This window comes from Qipengyuania mesophila (assembly GCF_019711655.1).
GTDB lineage: Bacteria > Pseudomonadota > Alphaproteobacteria > Sphingomonadales > Sphingomonadaceae > Qipengyuania > Qipengyuania mesophila.
On record NZ_JAIGNU010000001.1, the window covers coordinates 1,194,384 to 1,211,841 of the forward strand.

At 64.5% G+C, this 17,458-nt stretch carries 19 protein-coding genes and 1 tRNA gene; 7 read left to right on the forward strand and 13 right to left on the reverse strand.

The window, feature by feature from the left end; genetic code table 11:
- Window positions 1-21: 21 nt before the first annotated feature.
- On the reverse strand, window positions 22-936 hold the full coding sequence (locus tag K3181_RS05945; protein ID WP_221601670.1) for a DUF7146 domain-containing protein: 915 nt from the start codon (window positions 934-936) through the stop codon (window positions 22-24).
- A gap of 138 nt (window positions 937-1,074) precedes the next feature.
- On the opposite strand from K3181_RS05945, the gene K3181_RS05950 reads away from it, so the two are divergent.
- The 3 genes from K3181_RS05950 to K3181_RS05960 all read left to right on the forward strand — a co-directional run bounded on the left by K3181_RS05950 (window position 1,075) and on the right by K3181_RS05960 (window position 2,460).
- Window positions 1,075-1,659 (forward strand): lytic transglycosylase domain-containing protein, encoded by a 585-nt coding sequence (locus K3181_RS05950; RefSeq protein WP_221597447.1) that lies wholly within the window; start codon window positions 1,075-1,077, stop codon window positions 1,657-1,659.
- Between the two features lie 64 nt (window positions 1,660-1,723).
- A complete protein-coding gene (locus K3181_RS05955) occupies window positions 1,724-2,275 on the forward strand; it encodes a thermonuclease family protein (protein WP_221597102.1) in 552 nt (183 codons plus the stop codon).
- Entirely contained in the window at window positions 2,266-2,460 is a 195-nt protein-coding gene (locus K3181_RS05960; protein ID WP_221597101.1) for a DUF6961 family protein, read from the forward strand. Before K3181_RS05955 ends, K3181_RS05960 begins: the two co-directional genes overlap by 10 nt.
- Window positions 2,461-2,596: 136 nt before the next feature.
- On the opposite strand, the gene K3181_RS05965 is transcribed toward K3181_RS05960, so the two are convergent.
- Window positions 2,597-3,820: a tyrosine-type recombinase/integrase gene (locus K3181_RS05965; RefSeq protein ID WP_221601673.1), complete on the reverse strand. Its 1,224-nt coding sequence runs from the start codon at window positions 3,818-3,820 to the stop codon at window positions 2,597-2,599.
- Between the two features lie 165 nt (window positions 3,821-3,985).
- A tRNA-Leu gene (locus K3181_RS05970) sits at window positions 3,986-4,072 on the reverse strand.
- Between the two features lie 171 nt (window positions 4,073-4,243).
- Here K3181_RS05970 and K3181_RS05975 point away from each other — a divergent pair.
- On the forward strand, window positions 4,244-5,194 hold the full coding sequence (locus K3181_RS05975; protein ID WP_221601683.1) for a complex I NDUFA9 subunit family protein: 951 nt from the start codon (window positions 4,244-4,246) through the stop codon (window positions 5,192-5,194).
- A 7-nt stretch (window positions 5,195-5,201) separates the two neighbouring features.
- On the opposite strand, the gene K3181_RS05980 is transcribed toward K3181_RS05975, so the two are convergent.
- The 4 genes from K3181_RS05980 to K3181_RS05995 all read right to left on the reverse strand — a co-directional run bounded on the left by K3181_RS05980 (window position 5,202) and on the right by K3181_RS05995 (window position 8,865).
- Window positions 5,202-5,663 (reverse strand): NfeD family protein, encoded by a 462-nt coding sequence (locus K3181_RS05980; protein WP_221601685.1) that lies wholly within the window; start codon window positions 5,661-5,663, stop codon window positions 5,202-5,204.
- A gap of 9 nt (window positions 5,664-5,672) precedes the next feature.
- Window positions 5,673-6,680, reverse strand: a complete 1,008-nt coding sequence (locus K3181_RS05985) for an SPFH domain-containing protein (RefSeq protein ID WP_247714870.1) — start codon at window positions 6,678-6,680, stop codon at window positions 5,673-5,675.
- 65 nt (window positions 6,681-6,745) lie between these two features.
- A complete protein-coding gene (locus K3181_RS05990) occupies window positions 6,746-7,999 on the reverse strand; it encodes a serine hydrolase domain-containing protein (protein WP_247714871.1) in 1,254 nt (417 codons plus the stop codon).
- Window positions 7,999-8,865, reverse strand: coding sequence for a dienelactone hydrolase family protein (locus tag K3181_RS05995; protein WP_221601687.1), 867 nt, complete (start codon window positions 8,863-8,865; stop codon window positions 7,999-8,001). The genes K3181_RS05990 and K3181_RS05995 overlap by 1 nt, the downstream gene beginning before the upstream one ends.
- Window positions 8,866-8,979: 114 nt before the next feature.
- On the opposite strand from K3181_RS05995, the gene K3181_RS06000 reads away from it, so the two are divergent.
- On the forward strand, window positions 8,980-11,091 hold the full coding sequence (locus K3181_RS06000) for a PQQ-dependent dehydrogenase, methanol/ethanol family (protein WP_221601689.1): 2,112 nt from the start codon (window positions 8,980-8,982) through the stop codon (window positions 11,089-11,091).
- A gap of 10 nt (window positions 11,092-11,101) precedes the next feature.
- Entirely contained in the window at window positions 11,102-11,560 is a 459-nt protein-coding gene (locus K3181_RS06005; RefSeq protein WP_247714872.1) for a protein tyrosine phosphatase family protein, read from the forward strand.
- 49 nt (window positions 11,561-11,609) lie between these two features.
- Here K3181_RS06005 and purU read toward each other — a convergent pair whose 3' ends face one another.
- From purU to K3181_RS06035, 6 genes are all read right to left on the reverse strand, one after another.
- Window positions 11,610-12,464: a formyltetrahydrofolate deformylase gene (gene purU, locus K3181_RS06010; protein WP_221601693.1), complete on the reverse strand. Its 855-nt coding sequence runs from the start codon at window positions 12,462-12,464 to the stop codon at window positions 11,610-11,612.
- Between the two features lie 74 nt (window positions 12,465-12,538).
- A complete protein-coding gene (locus K3181_RS06015; RefSeq protein WP_221601695.1) occupies window positions 12,539-12,862 on the reverse strand; it encodes a hypothetical protein in 324 nt (107 codons plus the stop codon).
- Window position 12,863: 1 nt separating this feature from the next.
- A complete protein-coding gene (locus K3181_RS06020; RefSeq protein ID WP_221601697.1) occupies window positions 12,864-13,880 on the reverse strand; it encodes an NAD(P)H-dependent flavin oxidoreductase in 1,017 nt (338 codons plus the stop codon).
- Window positions 13,881-13,927: 47 nt separating this feature from the next.
- Window positions 13,928-15,088 (reverse strand): formate-dependent phosphoribosylglycinamide formyltransferase, encoded by a 1,161-nt coding sequence (gene purT / locus K3181_RS06025; RefSeq protein WP_221601699.1) that lies wholly within the window; start codon window positions 15,086-15,088, stop codon window positions 13,928-13,930.
- 10 nt (window positions 15,089-15,098) lie between these two features.
- The gene (locus tag K3181_RS06030) at window positions 15,099-15,371 is read right to left on the reverse strand and encodes a hypothetical protein (RefSeq protein ID WP_221601701.1); all 273 of its coding nucleotides are present in this window, start codon (window positions 15,369-15,371) and stop codon (window positions 15,099-15,101) included.
- A complete protein-coding gene (locus K3181_RS06035) occupies window positions 15,368-16,648 on the reverse strand; it encodes an aspartate kinase (RefSeq protein ID WP_247714873.1) in 1,281 nt (426 codons plus the stop codon). The genes K3181_RS06030 and K3181_RS06035 overlap by 4 nt, the downstream gene beginning before the upstream one ends.
- Window positions 16,649-16,701: 53 nt before the next feature.
- Between K3181_RS06035 and ubiG the strand changes: the two genes are divergently transcribed.
- Window positions 16,702-17,457 carry a bifunctional 2-polyprenyl-6-hydroxyphenol methylase/3-demethylubiquinol 3-O-methyltransferase UbiG gene (gene ubiG / locus K3181_RS06040; protein ID WP_221601703.1) on the forward strand — a complete coding sequence of 252 codons (756 nt, stop codon included), beginning with the start codon at window positions 16,702-16,704 and terminating at the stop codon, window positions 17,455-17,457.
- Window position 17,458: the final 1 nt, after the last annotated feature.

The window sequence follows — 17,458 nt, forward strand, 5'->3', positions numbered from 1 at the left end:
ATTAGAGAAGCTCTCTCTCCTCTACCGCGCCGCTTTGCGGCGCAGCCATGCTGTAAGTTCATCGTTCCAGTCGGTGTCGCGTGAGGATGGTTTGCGAACGTGGATCGTCCGCCCATCGCGGGCATAAGCGGCCAAGCCACGCGACGCGGCCAGCTCGCCGCCAGCATCTTGATCGACGAAGAGGTGAAGCTCGGTCACGCTTTCAGGCACGCTGACGAGACCGAAGCGCTCATTGCCCAGGGTCGCCCAGACGGGAATGCCGGTGAGAGCATAGGCCGACATTGCGCTCTCGATGCCCTCAGCGAGGCCGAGCTTGCCGGAGGCCGGAGCGAAGAGGCGGACAGCAGCTTCACCGAGCGCGCCGAGCGCGCGTTTCGGCTTTTCGAAAGCGGCCTTGCCTGAAGCCTCGGTAGACAGGAACGTGCGGTGGATGGCGATCGGGCACTCGTCGAGGCTGACTGCCGCGATCATGGCGGGCAGAAAGCGGGCCCGTCCTTTCGGGCCAAGCGGCGTTCGTGGATGGAAGCGGAGCGCCGGAGATGCGGCGAGGATGCCGCGGCTTTCAAGATATGCCTTTGCCGGACTAGCACGCAGTGGCTGTGCATCGCGCCAGATCCTCAGCGCTACCGCCGAGGGTTTGCGGGTGCTGGTCGATTCGGGTTCGTTGGTGGTCGCAGAACCTGAAAAAAGCGCCGGTGCCTCGAAACCTTCACGCGCCAGAGCAGCCAGCACGCTCTGCTGATCGCATCCCGCGAAACAGTGGAAGAGGATGGCCTGTCGGCCGAGCGACACACCGAGTGACGGCGTGCGGTCATCATGCGCGGGGCAACAGGCCATGCCCTTTGTGCCGGACCATTTGCCCCCTCGCGATTCGCAAATGCGACGGGCGGTCTCGGCAAGCGACCGGTTGGGATGAGTTTGGACAGACAGGGACATGCGAGCTCCTCAGCATGCAAAGTGGCCCCCCCATCAGCGTTCCTTTCCTCTCCCGAAGGCAGGCATTCACAGGTTTCCTACAGTCATATGTTCTATTTATGTTCCATTGTGATTCGAATCAATGGAGCACCACTCGAGATGACCTCTCTCAATTGTCGGACCGCGATAGCGGTCGCCTGCCTGGGGATGATCGCGACCTCCTCTCAGCAAGTCCGCGCCCAGGATTTCACCTTGTTCGAGCACGCGATCGTTCCGCCGAAGACGGACCAGCAGCCGGCAAGGGAATATCTTCCTGCAATCTACCAGGCCGAGCCAGCAAACGTATCCTACCGGGAAGGCTTGTATATGGCGGCGATAGCCGAGGCTGAACGCCGTTACGGGCTTCCGACCAACCTGCTTCGTGCTCTTATTTGGGCTGAGTCCCGCTTCAATCCGATGGCTGTTAGCCCAGCCGGTGCTGCCGGGCTGGCTCAGCTTATGCCGGCCACGGCGAGAGAACTGGGCGTCCGGAACCGTCATGACCCTCTTGCATCGATCGACGGTGGCGCCAGGTACCTTCGCGATATGTTGGACCGGTTCGACGCAGTCCACCTGGCCTTGGCTGCTTACAATGCTGGCCCAGGTGCCGTCTCCCGATCACGCGGCATTCCCAACAATGGTGAAACGCCGCAATATGTCCGGTCTGTGTTGGGACGTTGGCAAGCAATTGGTACGTACAATTGACGAAACTACCTGATTTCCGGCTATCGTCTGAAATCATGTGCCGGAATGAAGACGGACAACGCCAGTGAATGAGACCCCCGGTGAGCCGTTCGACTTTCGCAAGGCGTTGAAGGCACAGAAGCGCCGGAAGCTGAGAAAGGAGATCTCGTTGGGTTTGGGAGCATTCGCGATCGTATTTGCTGGAGGGATGCTGGCACTCAACTGGCCAGTCCATGATGCCAGCCTTGCTAACGACGATCATCAGCCTCAGGCTTTATTCCAGCAAGCAAGCTCCCCACAATTCGACATCTGCGGATCCATCCGGCGCACATGCGTCGTGGATGGAGATACTTTCTGGCTTGATGGCGTGAAGATCCGGATTGCCGACATCGACACTCCCGAGATCAGCGAGCCTCGTTGCGACTATGAATACCAGCTCGGCATGCGCGCGACGCACCGCCTTGTCGAATTGCTGAATGGCGGGCCCTTTGAACTGAGGACCATCGGTAGCAGAGACGAGGATCAGTACGGTCGCAAATTGCGGGTTGTAACGCGCGGCGGCCGCTCGCTTGGCGATCAGCTGGTCAGCGAAGGCCTGGCGCGAACCTGGACCGGGAGACGTGAACCATGGTGCTGAACCGCGATCAGGAATTGTGGGCCGTCGCGCTCTGGGTCGAAAAGAACCATGGCGAAGAGGGAACCGCGTATATCGCGCAGCAAATCCAGCGGCTATCCAACGAAGGGGACGAGGCAGGCATGGCAACGTGGAAGACTGTTGCTGACCGCTTCGATCAGCTTAGCTGCCAAAGCTCTACGAACTGAGGCTCGGCACGATGCGGAAGTGGCTTAAGGTCTGGGGCATCAGAATTGAGTTCGCCTTGCTCGCGTCAGTGTCCCTGATAGGGCTGGTCCTGAGCCTTCAATCCTGCACTGGCTGAGAAGAAATTCGTTCTTCCGATCAACCCTTCGCAAACTTTCCCACGATGACCTTTCCTCCTGTCCGGAGCTCATCGAGGTAGTCGCTCCACCATTGAGCCATTCGCACACGCTCGTCCCAATGCTTGCCGCGATGGTAAATGCCGCGCACAACATTGCTGTCACCATGTGCTAGGGCACGCTCGATTGCGTCCGGATTCCAAAGTCCCGACTCGTTCAGGAATGTCGATGCCGTCGCCCGGAGTCCGTGCGCGGTGACTTCTTCTTTCGAGTATCCCATGCGACGGAAAGCGGCATTGAGCGTGTTTTCACTCATGGGACGCTTGGAGCTGCGCGCAGATGGGAAAACATATCCTTCGCGGCCGAGCATCTCGGCCAGATCTGTGAGATAGCTTCTAACTTGCTTGGAAAGCGGGACGGCATGCGCTCGGCGCGCTTTCATTTTACCGGCAGGGATCTTCCAGACCCCATCGACAAGGTCGATCTCATGCCATTCGGCGTGCCGGAGTTCGCCGGGGCGTACGAACACATGCGGCGCTATCTGCAAAGCTAACTTCGTCACCATGTAGCCAGTGAAGTCGTCGATTGCGCGCAGTAGCCCGCCTAGCTCGGTGGGCTCGAGGATTGCTGCATAATGCGTGGCTCTCGGCGTTACGAGAGCGCCCTTCAGCATACTGGTCGGATCGGATTTGCAGCGGGTGGTAGCAACACCATAGCGAAACACGCGGCCGGCGAACGAGCGGCATTTCTTCGCAGTCTCGTGCTTACCGGTGGCTTCCAGCCGTTTAAGGGGAGCCAGGACTTCGAACGGCTCGATCTCGTTGATGGGTCGGTTCCCGATGGCAGGCGCAAGCTTATCGAGGAAGTAATTGGCCTTGACGATCGTGCCATCGGCGCGGCCATTCTGGACCATCATCTGTTCAATATACTCACGCGCGACTGCCTCGAACGTCTGTGCAGAAAGGAACTCCGCGCGGATTTTCCGCTTCCGCTTCTCAAAAGCCGGGTCGCCCCCTGAAGCAACAGCTCGTCGCGCCTCGTAGGCCGCGTCTCGCGCTTGCTTGAGGCTGATGTCGGGATAGCTGCCGATGCAGAGCTTCTTTTGCGCACCGCCGATCCGGTATCGGAATCGCCAAAGTTTGCTGCCGGTCGGCGTAACCTCAACATATAGGCCGCGCTCATCGGTTACCTTGTACGGCTTATCCTTGGGCTTGAGTGCGCGGAGACGAGTATCTGTCAGCGGCATGTGGGGGCCTTTTCATCTGGGCCTTTGCGAAACGGCCTCAAAAGGCCCACAAAAGTGTCTGGAACCCCCGAGAACAGGCGGGACGATCCGGAACGATCCAAGGGCCAAATCCCTAGGATTTCTGCGGGTTTTATAGATTATTTGGGAGAACGTGAGAAGAACAAATGGTGCCCAGAAGAGGACTCGAACCTCCACGCCCTTGCGAGCGCCGCCACCTGAAGACGGTGCGTCTACCAATTCCGCCATCTGGGCACACTGTCGCTGGCCGGTCATCGAAGCTCGGCTGCGGGTAGGCGCGGGCCACTAGCGAAGGCAGACGCACCCTGTCAACGCCTTTCGTCAGCGCCGGAACGCTTGCGGTTGGACGAATGTTGGGGCTAGGGCGCAGCGCGAAAGACACCTTCGAGGAATCAGGCGAATACCATGGCGAAAAGCGGCGCGTTGAACGGCAGGCTGGTGGTGCTGATGGGCGGAAGCGGCTTCATCGGCAATTACGTGGCGCAGGCGCTGCTGGCGCGCGGCGCGCGCGTGCGGATCGCCAGCCGCCATCCCGACCATGCGTTCAAGCTGAAGCCGCTCGCCAATCTCGGCCAGATGCAGTTCGCGCGTTGCGACGCCGCCGACCGCCGGTCGGTCGAGCGCTGCATTGCGGGCGCCGATGCGGTGGTGAACCTCGTCGGTACCTTCAGCGGCAATCTGCACCGGATCATGGGCGAAGCGCCGGGCTGGATGGCCGAGGCCGCGGCGCGCGAAGGCGCCGGCGCCTTCGTCCATGTCAGCGCGATCGCCGCCGAGCCCGACGAGGACACCGAGATCGAATATGCCGCGGCGAAGAAGTTCGGCGAAGAACGCGTTCTGGCGGCCTTCCCCTCGGCGACGATCCTGCGCCCGGGGATCCTGTTCGGCAAGGACGACACTTTCATCAACATGTTCGCCGGGCTGATTTCGACGCTTCCCTTGCTGCCGGTCTTCGCGCCCGAGGCGAAGCTGCAGCCGGTCTATGTCGACGACGTGGCCGAGGCGGCGGTGCTCGCGCTCGAGGATCCGGGCAGCTTCGGCGGCAAGACCTTCGAACTGACCGGCCCCGAAACGCTGACGATGATGGAGATCAACGAGGCGATCGCCGCGGCGCAGCACCGCCACCGCAGCTTCCTGCCCATGCCCGATGCGCTCTCCGCGCTGTTCGCCGCGCTGCCCGGCACGCCGATGAACGGCGATCAGTGGCAGTTGCTGAAGCAGGGCAATGTGGCCTCGGGCGAATTCCCCGGCTTCGACAAGTTCGGCATCACGCCCAAGCCGCTCGACCTGTTTCTCGAGAGGTGGATGGTGCGCTATCGCAAGCACGGCCGCTTCGCCGACCGGCTGAGCGCGTGAGGCAGGCCTAGGCGGCGCCCTCGCCGCCGAGCAGCGCCACCGGTTCGACCAGAAGTTCGGCACCGCGGCTGCCGGTAATGCGGACGCGCGTTCCCTCTGCGGCATCGGCGCCGCGCGCGATCCATTCGCTGTCACCCACCTTGACGCGGCCCGCGCCGCTTTCGATCGCTTGGGTCACCAGCGCGATCTCGCCCACCAGTCGCCCGGCGCGGTTATTGAGCAGCGGGTCGGAGGAGACGATCGGACGGTCACGCAACCAGCGCTTGGCCGAGAAGGCGAAGATCAGCGAGAGCGAGACCCAGGCGATGACCTGCATAGCGATCGGCGGGTCGGAGACAAAGGCGAGCACGGCGGTCGCCAGCGCGGCCATGGCCAGCCAGATCAGGTAGACGCCGGGCACGATCATTTCGAGCAGTGCCAGCGCGAGACCGGCGATCAGCCAGAGCCAGTAGGTGTCTATGCCGTCCATTCGCCAGCCCTAGCTGTCGCGCGAGCGCGGAACGCTGGGTCGGGGTACCGGCGTCCGCTCGCGCGGTTCGGCAATCGGCGTGCCCGAATCGGCCGCTCGCTCGCCCTGGTCGAACGTGCCCTTCACCAGTTCGCCGATCCCGCCCAGCGAACCGATCAGCTGCGTCGCCTCGACCGGGAAGAGGATGGTCTTGGCATTGGGGCTCTCGGCGAATTTGGCCACCGCCTTGGTGTATTCCTGCGCGACGAAATAGTTGATCGCCTGATTGCCCGAGCTGGCGATCGCGTTGGAGACCATCTCGGTCGCCCGTGCCTCGGCCTCGGCCGCGCGTTCGCGCGCTTCGGCATTGCGGAACTGGGCTTCGCGCTTGCCCTCGGCCTCGAGAATGGCCGACTGCTTGCGCCCCTCGGCGCGCAGGATCGAGCTGGTCTTGTCGCCTTCCGCCTCGAGGATCTCGGCGCGCTTGAGGCGCTCGGCCTTCATCTGCCGCGCCATGGCCTCGGAAATGTCGAGCGGCGGGCGGATGTCCTTGATCTCGACGCGGGTGATCTTGATCCCCCAGGGCGACGTCGCGTGATCGACCACGCTGAGCAGCCGGGCGTTGATCTCGTCGCGCTTCGACAGCGTCTCGTCGAGGTCCATCGACCCCATCACCGTGCGCAGATTGGTGGTCGTGAGCGCCATGATCGCCTGGTAGAGATTGGCCACCTCGTAGGCTGCCTTGCCCGCGTCGAGCACCTGGAAGAAGACCACCGCATCGACCCCGACCATGGCGTTGTCGGCGGTGATGATCTCCTGCCCGGGAATGTCGAGCACCTGCTCCATCATGTTGATCTTGCGCCCGACCCGGTCGATGAAGGGGACGATCAGGTGTAGGCCCGGATCGGCGGCGTTGGTGAACTTGCCGAAGCGTTCGATGGTGTAGACATAACCCTGCTTCACCACGCGCACGCCCATCATCAGGAACAGCACGGCGACCAGCACCAGCAGGATCAGGACCAGCGAACCTTCGAGCATGACAACCCTCCTATCTGGGCTTCATCGTAACGCCGGACGGGCACGCCGCAAGCGAAAGCGGTAGGCTACTCGGGGCCGGTATAGTCGGCGCCGTAGACGGCCTGACGAATATCGTGGTGCAGGCTCCCGTCGAAATCGATCTTCTGGGTGAAGAAGACCACTGCCATGTCCTGTGCGGGATCGACCCAGAACAGCGTCGAGGCGAGCCCGTCCCAGAAGAATTCGCCGCGCGTGCCGCGATTCTCGTCGGGCGTCAGCGGCGGGCCGTTGCGTACGAAGACATTGAGGCCGAAGCCGCCATTGCCCTTGTCCGGGAGGAACCAGCGATCTTCGGACGCGATGCGCGGGTCGAGCTGGTCGGTCGCCATCAGGCGTACGGTCGCGGGCTGCAGGATACGCACGCCATCGAGTTCGCCCTCGCCCAGCAGCATGCGGGCGAAGCGCATGTAATCGTCGATCGGCGCGACGATGCCCGACCCGCCCATCGTCATCGGCTTGCCGGCGAAATTGGCCTCGAGCCATGCGTCGCGCGGCATGGGGGTGAAACCTCCGCCCTCGCCCTGGACATAGATCCGCGCGAGCCGGGCGAGATCCGCCTCGGAGCGCCTCCAGCCGCTGTCCTTCATGCCGAGCGGCTCGAAGATATGCGTCCGGACGTAGTCGACGAAGGGGTCGCCCGAAAGCACCTCGATCAGCCGCGCCTGCACGTCGACCCCGGCGCTGTAGTGCCATTGCGCACCCGGCTCGTAGAGCAGCGGGACCTGCGCCAGCTTCCGCGAGAACTCGGCCAGCGTGTTCTCGGAGGAAAGTGGCTCGAGCGCGAGCCAGGCGCGGTCGGAGGCATTCTGCGGCGGCCCCCACGGCCCGTAGCTGAAACCGGCGGTGTGGCGCAGCACGTCGCGAATGGTGATCTTGCGTCGCGGCGGCGCGGTGATCGCCTCGCCGGTCTCGCTTTCGCCGGTCAGCACCTCGGTCGCCGCATATTCGGGCAGATACCATTCGAGCGGATCGTCGAGCCCGAAGCGGCCCTGCTCCCACAATTGCATCAGCGCCACGCCGGTGACCGGCTTGGTCATCGAGAAGAGCTGGACCAGGGTGTCGCGCGCGAAGGGGCGGTCCTCTTCGCGCACCGCATCGCCGGCGCTGACGAAACAGGCCTCCTCGCCATGATGCCAGACCAGCGCCGAGGCACCAACGGTCCTCCCGGCGGCGACTGCCTCGTCAAGAAAGGCACTCGCTGCGGCGCAATCGGGTGCGAAATCGTCCGCCACAGCCGGGCTGGCCAGCGCCAGCGCGACGAGGCCAGGCATCAAGCGCATTACAGCGCCTTGGCGTAGAGCGCGAGCAATCGCGCCCAGGCGCGTTCGGCCTCGGGCTCGTCGTAGGACGGCGAGTCGGGCACGCACCAGCCGTGATCGCCGCCATAGACCTCGATCTCGGCATCGGCGCCCACGGCTGCTGCTGCCTCGCGCAGCGCAGTCTTGTCGCCGGGCGCCTTGGCGTCATCGTTCTTCGCGATGGCGACGAGATAATGCGCACCTTTCCGCATCATGCGATGCGGGCTCCGCTCTCCCTCGCGGACCAGCCCGCCGCCGTGGAAGCTGGCCCCGGCCATCATCGATGCATGCGCTGCCGGGGCGACGAGGGCAAAGCTGCCGGTCATGCAATAGCCCTGCGCGCCCATGCCCCGGGTGCCGTCGACCGCATCCTGGGCGAGCAGCCACTCCACACATCCTGTCGTATCGCTGACGATAGTATCGACGGTGAATTTTTGCCGCCATGGGGTAACCTTCTCGAAGCCCCCCTGCCCGGCGAAATCGGCGAAGTCGGCAAACTGCTGTCCGGCGACATCGCGATAATAGGGATTTGCCAGCAGCACCGCGTAGCCTTCCTTGGCGAGCCGCCGGGCCATCTGGCGCTTGGCCGGGCGGATGCCGGCGATGTCGGGCCACAGGATCACGCCGGGGTGCTTGCCCGTGGCGGGATGGAAGAATTCGCCATCCATCGTGCCGTCGGCAATGGCGAAACTGACCTTGCGCTCGGCCAGCGGGGCGGGACTGCTCTCTCCCGCCGTTCCTTCGATCGGCGCGCAGGCCGCGGCCCCCGCGGCGATCGCTCCCGCACCGAATGTCCGCCGGCTGACGGCGCCCCTTGCCCAGCGGGCGAGATCCTTTTCGTCGCACATGCTCGTCTCTCCTTCTGCCCGCCATCCTAGAACGCAGCGAGCGATGGACAAGCCTTCACGCGCGCGGCAGGATGGGTTTCATAGAGCGACGCAAATGTCGCCGGGGAGAGAGCGATGCGAGGGATCGGATGGGCGGCGCTGGCGCTGCTGGCACTGGGCGGTTGCAGCATGGGGGCAAGCGAGGCCGACGGCCCCACCCTGGCCACCGATGGCGTGACCGACGCCATGCTCGCGGCGGGCAATGGCGACGAATGGCTGACCTATGGCGGCGACTACGACGAGCAGCGCTTCTCCCCGCTGAAGCAGATCAGCGATGCCAATGTCGGCGAACTCGGGCTCGCCTGGTCGGCCGATCTCGACACGGCGCGCGGGCAGGAAGCCACCCCGCTGATGCACGACGGCGTGCTCTACATCTCCACCGCCTGGAGCATGGTGAAGGCCTATGACGCCCGGACCGGCGCGCTCAAATGGGCCTACGACCCCGAAGTGCCGCGGTCCAAGCTGGTCGAGGTCTGCTGCGATGCGGTCAACCGCGGCGTCGCGCTCTATGGCGACAAGCTCTATGTCGCGACGCTCGACGGGCGGCTGGTCGCGCTCAACCAGAAGACTGGCAAGGTGGTATGGGACAAGCTCACCATTCCCGAAGGATCGCAGATGGCGATCACCGGCGCACCGCGCATCGTCAAGGGCATGGTGCTGATCGGCTCGGCGGGCGCGGAATATTTCACCCGCGGCTATCTCGCCGCATTCGACGCGCAGAGCGGCAAGGAACTGTGGCGCTTCTACACCGTGCCGGGCGATCCTTCTAAGGGCTTCGAGAACGAGGCCATGGAAAAGGCCGCCAAGACCTGGAGCGGCGATTGGTGGAAGCGCGGCGGCGGCGGCACGGTGTGGGATTCGATCACCTACGACGCCAAGACCGACCTGATCTATTTCGGCACTGCCAATGCCGAGCCGTGGAACCCCGCGCATCGCAATACCGACGGCGCGGGCGACAGCCTCTACACCGCCTCGATCGTCGCAGTGAAGCCGGCCACGGGCGAATATGTCTGGCACTTCCAGGAAACGCCCGAGGATCGCTGGGATTTCGATTCGAACCAGCAGATCACCGTCACCGACCTGACCATCGACGGCAAGCAGCGCCGCGTGGTGATGCATGCGCCCAAGAACGGGTTCTTCTATGTGCTCGACGCGGCGACGGGCAAATTCATCTCGGGCAGGCCCTTCGTCGACGGGATCAACTGGGCGAGCGGGCTCGACCCGGTCACCGGCAAGCCCAAGGTCAATCCCGAGGCGAAATACGAAGTGACCGGCAAGCCCTTCGTCGGCGTGCCCGGTGCGGTGGGCGCGCATAGCTGGTCGCCGATGAGCTACAGCCCGACCACGGGCCTCGTCTACATCCCGACCAACAACACCCCGCAATACTACATGGGCGATCCCGACTGGGAACCGGGCACGACGGGCTTCCAGCTCGGCCTCGACGTCAGCGGCGGCAACTTCCCCGCCGACAAGGCGACCCGCGCGGCCATCAAGGCAGGCCTCAACGGCGCGCTCGTCGCCTTCGACCCGGTGGCAGGCAAGGTGAAGTGGAAGGTCCCGCAGACGAGCCCGACCAATGGCGGCACGCTGGCGACCGCGGGCAATCTCGTCTTCCAGGGCACCTCGACCGGCCAGTTCAAGGCCTATACCGCCGACACCGGCAAGGAGCTGTGGTCCTTCGCGACGCAGACCGGCGTGCTCGCCGCACCGATGACCTATGCCATCGACGGCGAGCAATATGTGGCGGTGCTGGTCGGATGGGGCGGTGTGTGGGACGTTTCGGCGGGCAAGCTCGGCGGCGGGATCACCCCCAATGTCAGCCGCCTGCTGGTGTTCAAGCTGGGCGCCAAGGGCAGCCTGCCACCGCTCAAGCCGACCCCGGCGCTGGTTCTCGACCCTCCGGCACCCTCGGGTACGCCTCAACAGGTCGCGCTGGGCGAAAAGCTCTACAGCAACAGCTGCAGCGTCTGCCACGGCGTATCGGCGGTTTCGGGCGCGCTCAATCCCGACCTGCGCCACTCCTCCACACTCGGCAAGAAGGACCTTTGGCAGCAGGTCGTTCATGACGGGCTGCTGGCGGACAACGGCATGGTCGCCTGGAAGGACCAGTTCAGCCGCGACGAGATCGAGGCGATCCGGGTCTACGTGCTGAAACGCGCCAATGAGGACAAGGCGCTCGAGAAGTAGGCCCGCGAGGATGGAGGACCCGTCGGACATTCGCAATTGGCAGCGAAGACCCGACGGGATCACCACTTCGGGACGGCTCGAGCCCGGCGATCCCGCGCGGCTGGCCGCGATCGGGATCAGGCACGTGGTCAACCTCGCGCTCGCCGATCACCCCGAAGCCTTGCCCGACGAGGCCGCGGCCCTGGCCGAGCAGGGGATCGGCTACACGCATATCCCCGTCGCTTTCGACGCGCCGAGCCATGCGCAGGTTGCGGAGCTTGCGAGCGTTTTGGCCAATGCAGAGGGGCCGGTGCACGTCCATTGCATCATGAACTACCGCGTCACGGCCTTCTTCTACCTGCTCGATATCGCCGCGGGCGTGCCCGAGCCCGAGGCCCGGGCACGCATGGCCGCGATATGGGACCCGCTGTCGAGCGACGACCCGCGGGTCGCACCATGGCGGGCGCTGCTCGCTTCCTCCGCGCCCTAGCCGCCGGCCTCCTTCCGGGCCTGCCGGGCCGCCTGGATGAAACGGAATGTCAGCCCCTGAAGACAATTGTCCGCTTGCCGTTGAGGAGCACGCGCTCCTCAAGGTGCAGACGCACCGCCTCGGCCAAGACGCGGCTCTCGATGTCGCGCCCCTTGCGGACCAGTTGCTCGGGCGTATCGGCGTGGCTGATCGGTTCGACATCCTGGTGGATGATCGGCCCTTCGTCGAGATCGGTGGTGACGTAATGCGCACTCGCGCCGATCATCTTGACCCCGCGCTCATAGGCCTGGTGATAGGGCTTGGCGCCCTTGAAACCCGGCAGGAAGCTGTGATGGATGTTGATGCAGCGCCCGGCGAAATGCGCCGCCTGCTCGTCCGACAATATCTGCATGTAGCGCGCGAGCACCACCAGTTCGGCCCCGGTGTTGTCCGCGATGGCGCGGACCTGCGCCTCCTGCTCGGCCTTGGTCTCGCGGGTGAGCGGCAGGTGATGGAAGGGGATGTCGCCCAGATGCGTGTGTTCGATCGCCTCCCGCGGATGGTTGGAGACGATGGCGACCGGCTCCATCGGCAGTTCGCCGATGCGCCAGCGATAGAGCAGATCGGCGAGGCAATGGTCGAACTTGCTGACCATGATCAGCACACGGCGCGGTCGGTCGCGCAGGGCGAGCTTCCATTCCATGCCGTGGTCCGCGGCAAGCCCTGCAAATTGCTCGCGGATTGCCGCGCGCGAAGCGTCGCCCGGATCGAATTCGACGCGCATGAAGAAAGCGTCGCTGGTGCGGTCGTTGAACTGCTGCGCTTCGAGGATATTGCCACCGCGCTCGAACAGGAACGAGGTGACGCGCGCGGTGATGCCCGGGCGATCGGCGCAGGAGAGGGTGAGGACAAGCGGTTCGGACATGGCGGTTCCATGTCCCGCGGCGCCTTGCCGAGGCAAGCCCAAACGCGTTTGTCGGCCGTCAAGGCAAGCTTAGGCTAATCGAAGTCGAACACCACCTTGCGCATTCCTGCCTCGAATAGAGCGGCCTCGACGATTGCCCTCTCCTTTTCATCGAGCGGCGTCTCGCAGCTCACGACATGGGCGATGGGTTCGCGCATCTCGAATGCGCCTTCGGCCAGGACCTTGCGGATCGCCCGGACGATGGTGTCCTCGAGACAACGCGGATCGGAGACGATCGATGTGTCGGAAGAGAAGGCGAATTTTGCCGGCTGATCGGCAAAGGCCCGGGTTGCACGGTGCGTGACCTGCACCCGGTCCCGATAGATTGCGACGTCGACGTCGAGACGATGTATTGTCATTTCAGCGTCGGGTTAGCGCCTCTTCGCTCTGCGCCATCAGCTTCTCGATAATCACGGCGACAGGTTCTTCTTCCTTGAGCATCCCGACCGACTGGCCGGCCATCAGACTGCCGTTCTCGACGTCGCCGTCGATCACTGCCCGACGCAGCGCGCCTGCCCAATAATGCTCGATCTGCAGTTGAGCCTCATCCATCGCGAGGCCCCCACTATCCAGAACGCCTGCGACCTCGATCTGTTTCCGGGTAAATTCCTCGGTTCCCTTGTTTTTCAGCGCACGGACCGGGATCACCGGGAGGCGCGGATCGACCTGGACGCTGGCGATCGCGTCACGTGCGGAAGCGCGGAAGAAGGCCTTCTTGAAGTCGGGATGGGCGATGCTCTCGGTCGCGCAGGCGAAGCGGGTTCCGAGCTGGACACCCGCCGCACCCATTTCGAGATAGCCCGCGATCGCCTGGCCGCGACCGATCCCGCCGGCGACGAAAATCAGGTGTTCCTCGGCCAGTTCGGGGAGCATTTCCTGCGCCAACACGCTGGTCGAGACCGGGCCGATATGGCCGCCGGCCTCCATGCCCTCGATCACCAGCGCATCGGCGCCCGAGCGCAGCAGTTTCTTGGCCAGCGCCAGCGTGGGGGCGAAGCAGATCACCTTGGCGGGATTTTGCCCACCCTTGATCGCCTCGACGCTGCCCTTGGGCGGGATTCCGCCGGCGAGCACGACATGGCCGACGCCATGTTTCTCGCACACCTGGATCAGATCGAACAGATCGGGGTGCATGGTGATGAGGTTGACGCCGAAGGGCTTGTCGGTGAGCGCTTTGGTCGCCGCGATCTCGCGGTCGAGCAGCTCGGGCGTCATCGCCCCGCAGGCGATCACGCCGAAGCCGCCGGCGTTGGAGATGGCGGAGACGAGATTGCGTTCGGAGACCCAGCTCATCGCGCCGCACAGGATCGCGGTGTCGGAACCAAGAAAATCGCAGCCGCGCTGCATCAGATGGGCGGTCTTGGGATAGGTGTTCATATGCAGGGCGCTTAGGGCGGCCCTGCCGTTACGGCAAGCAGGATGCGTCAGTCGCCGTAGAGGATCCGCACCCTGTGCGCCGCATCGCGGGCCTTGCGGCGCGCCTCGTCGGTGTCGCCCGCGGTGGCCAGAGCCACACCCATCCGGCGATAGGGTCGGCTGGTGGGCTTGGCGAAGATACGGATATCGGCACCATCGGCCATCGCCTCTGCCAGCCCTTCGTAGGCCAGGCTCGCGCTGTCGCGTTCGGCGAGGATGACCGCGCTCGCGGCGGGTCGCGCGCGCAGTTCGCCGGGGATCGGCAGGCCCATCACGGCTCGGGCGTGGAGGTCGAATTCGGTCAGGTTCTGGCTGACCAGCGTGACCATGCCGGTATCGTGCGGGCGCGGGCTGAGTTCGGAGAAGATCACCTCCTCGCCGCGCACGAAGAACTCGACCCCGAACAGGCCGTAGCCGCCGAGATCGTCGACCACCTTGCGGGCCATCTCCTGCGCCTTGTCGATGGCGGTGTCGGACATCGGGGTCGGCTGCCAGCTTTCCTGGTAATCGCCGCGTTCCTGCCGGTGGCCGATCGGGGGGCAGAAGATCACCCCGTCCTTGTGACGCACCGTCAGCAGCGTGATCTCGTAATCGAAATCGACGAATTGCTCGACGATCACGCGCTGGCGGTCGCCGCGCATGTTGGCGCAGGCGTAGTCCCAGGCTTCTTCGAGCCCTGCTTCGCTGCGCACGGTAGACTGGCCCTTGCCGCTCGACGACATTACCGGCTTGATGACACAGGGCAGGCCCGTGTGCTGCGCGGCGGCCTTCACCTCCTCGAGGTTCTTGGCGTAGCGGTATTTCGAGGTGACGAGCCCGAGCTCGTTCGCGGCGAGATCGCGGATCGCGTCGCGGTTCATCGTCAGTTGCGCCGCGCGCGCGGAGGGCACGACGGTGAAGCCCTCTTCCTCCAGCTCGGCGAGAACCGAAGTGCGGATCGCCTCGATCTCGGGAACGATGTAGTCGGGCCGGTGCTTCTCCGCAGCCTCGCGCAGCCTTTCGCCATCGAGCATGGAGAAGACTTCGCGCGCATCGGCCAGCTGCATGGCGGGCGCATCATCATAGGAATCGCAGGCGACGACATAAGCGCCGAGGCGCTTGGCCGAAATGACGAATTCGCGCCCAAGTTCGCCCGAGCCGAGCAGGAGGATTGTGGATGTGTGGCTCATGGCGCTCCTGTCAGTTCTTACGCTCATCGGCATCGGATCCATGTAAGCGGCGCCGCCCCACATAGTGAAAAATCAGCGCCGTGATGAAGGATGCGAGAAACAACAAAAAGGCGGCCTTTAGGACGTCTGCAAGGACTGCTGCGTGCCCCATCTCCGCAAATGCCCCGGACTGTTGCTGGTGCAAGATCGCCAAGACAAGTAGTATCGAAAACACCGAAAAGGCGCGCCACGTGCTGCGGACAATTGATGCCCACCCATCGATCAGAGGGTCGCGCCGGTTCAAGCAGCCTCATCCGCCGCATCCAGCCCGTAGGCGGTGTGCAGCACGCGCACTGCGAGTTCGGTCTCGTCCTCGTCGATCATCACGCTGACCTTGATCTCCGACGTGGTGATCGCCTGGATGTTGATTCCGCGATCGGCGAGCGCCTGGAACATCGTCGCGGCAACGCCCGCGTGGCTCTTCATGCCCACGCCGACGACCGAAATCTTGGCGATCTTGCTGTCGGTGATCAGGCGGTTGTAGCCGATGTCGTCGCGCCGGTCCTCGAGCAGCGCCTGCGCGCGCGCAAGGTCGGCTTGCGGCACGGTGAAGGTCACGTCGGTCTCGCCCTTGTCGCGACCGACGTTCTGGATGATCATGTCGACATTGATCGCCGCCTTGGCCAGCGGGTCGAAGATATGCGCCACCGCACCGGGCTTGTCGGGCACGCGGGTGAGGATCACCTTGGCCTCGTTCTTGTCATGCGCGATGCCGGTCACGTGCTGGCGTTCCATGTCGCCCTTCTCCACCAACTGGTTCATTTCTTCTTCCGACACGATCATCGTGCCGGGGTGATCGTCGGCGGGAATGGCATCCTCGCCGACGAAGCTGGAGAGGACCTGCACGCGCACGCCCTCTTTCATGGCGAGCCCGACCGAACGCGTCTGGAGCACCTTGGCCCCGACGCTCGCGAGCTCGAGCATTTCCTCGTAGGTCACCGCCTTCTGCTTCTTCGCCTTGGCGACGATGCGCGGATCGGTGGTGTAGACGCCGTCGACATCGGTGTAGATGTCGCAGCGATCGGCCTTGATAGCCGCCGCCACGGCCACCGCCGAAGTGTCCGAACCGCCGCGACCGAGCGTGGTCACGCGGCCGTCGTCGCCCAGACCCTGGAAGCCGGGGATCACCGCGATCTCGCCGGCCCGCATGCTGGCGACGAGCGCCTCGGCATCGATGCTCTCGATGCGCGCCTTGGCATGCGCCTCGATCGTGTGGATCGGCAACTGCCAGCCGAGCCAGCTGCGCGCCTTGCACCCGAGCGACTGAAGCGTCAGCGCGAGAAGACCGCTGGTGACCTGTTCACCGCTGGCGACGACGACGTCGTATTCGGCCGGGTCGTAGAGCGCATTGGCCTCGCGGCAGAAATTGACCAGCCGGTCGGTCTCGCCGGCCATGGCGGAAACGACCACCGCGACCTCGTGCCCGCGCGCGGCCTGCTTGCGCACGATATTCGCCACGCGCCGGATGCGCTCGGTCCCCGCCATCGAGGTGCCGCCGAATTTCATCACGATACGGGCCAAGCGCAAGGGTCTCCGTGCTGGAATGCGTGAGGCTAGGCTGCTAGCCACGCCGCATGAGCGATGCAACCACGCAAGAGCGTAGCAAAACTTCGGGCGGCCAAACGATCCGGCCCGACGAAGCCGCGCATTTCGGACAGCTGGCCAAGGACTGGTGGGATCCCAAGGGTTCCTCGGCCATGCTCCACCGGCTCAACCCGGTCCGGCTGCAGTTCCTGCGCGCAGCGGTGGACCTGCACTGGGCGAACGATGTCGAGGCGCGTCGCCCGCTGGCCGGCAAGTCCGCGCTCGATGTCGGTTGCGGCGCCGGCCTGCTGTGCGAGCCGCTGACGCGGCTGGGCGCCGAGGTGACGGGCGTCGATGCCGCACCCGAAAATGTCGCCGCCGCCGTCCTACATGCCGAGGGCGCGGGGCTCGACATCCGCTACATGGCAGGCGAGATCGGCGATCTCGACATCGGCACGTTCGACCTCGTCACCGCGATGGAGGTGATCGAGCACGTCGCCGACAAGCGCGCCTTCGTCGCGGCGCTGGCCGCGCGGCTTGTGCCAGGTGGCCTCATGGTCCTTTCCACCCCCAATCGCACGCCGCAATCGCGCCTGCTGATGATCGGCGCCGCCGAGGGCCTCGGGATGATCCCGAGGGGCACGCATCACTGGGACGATTTCATCACCCCCGACGAACTCGGCGAGCTGCTGGATGAGGCGGGCCTCGAGATGGGCGAGCCCAGGGGTATCGGCTTTTCGCCCGCCAAGGGGCTGCACCTGTCCAACGACCTCGCGCTCAACTACATCGTCACCGCCCGCAAATAGA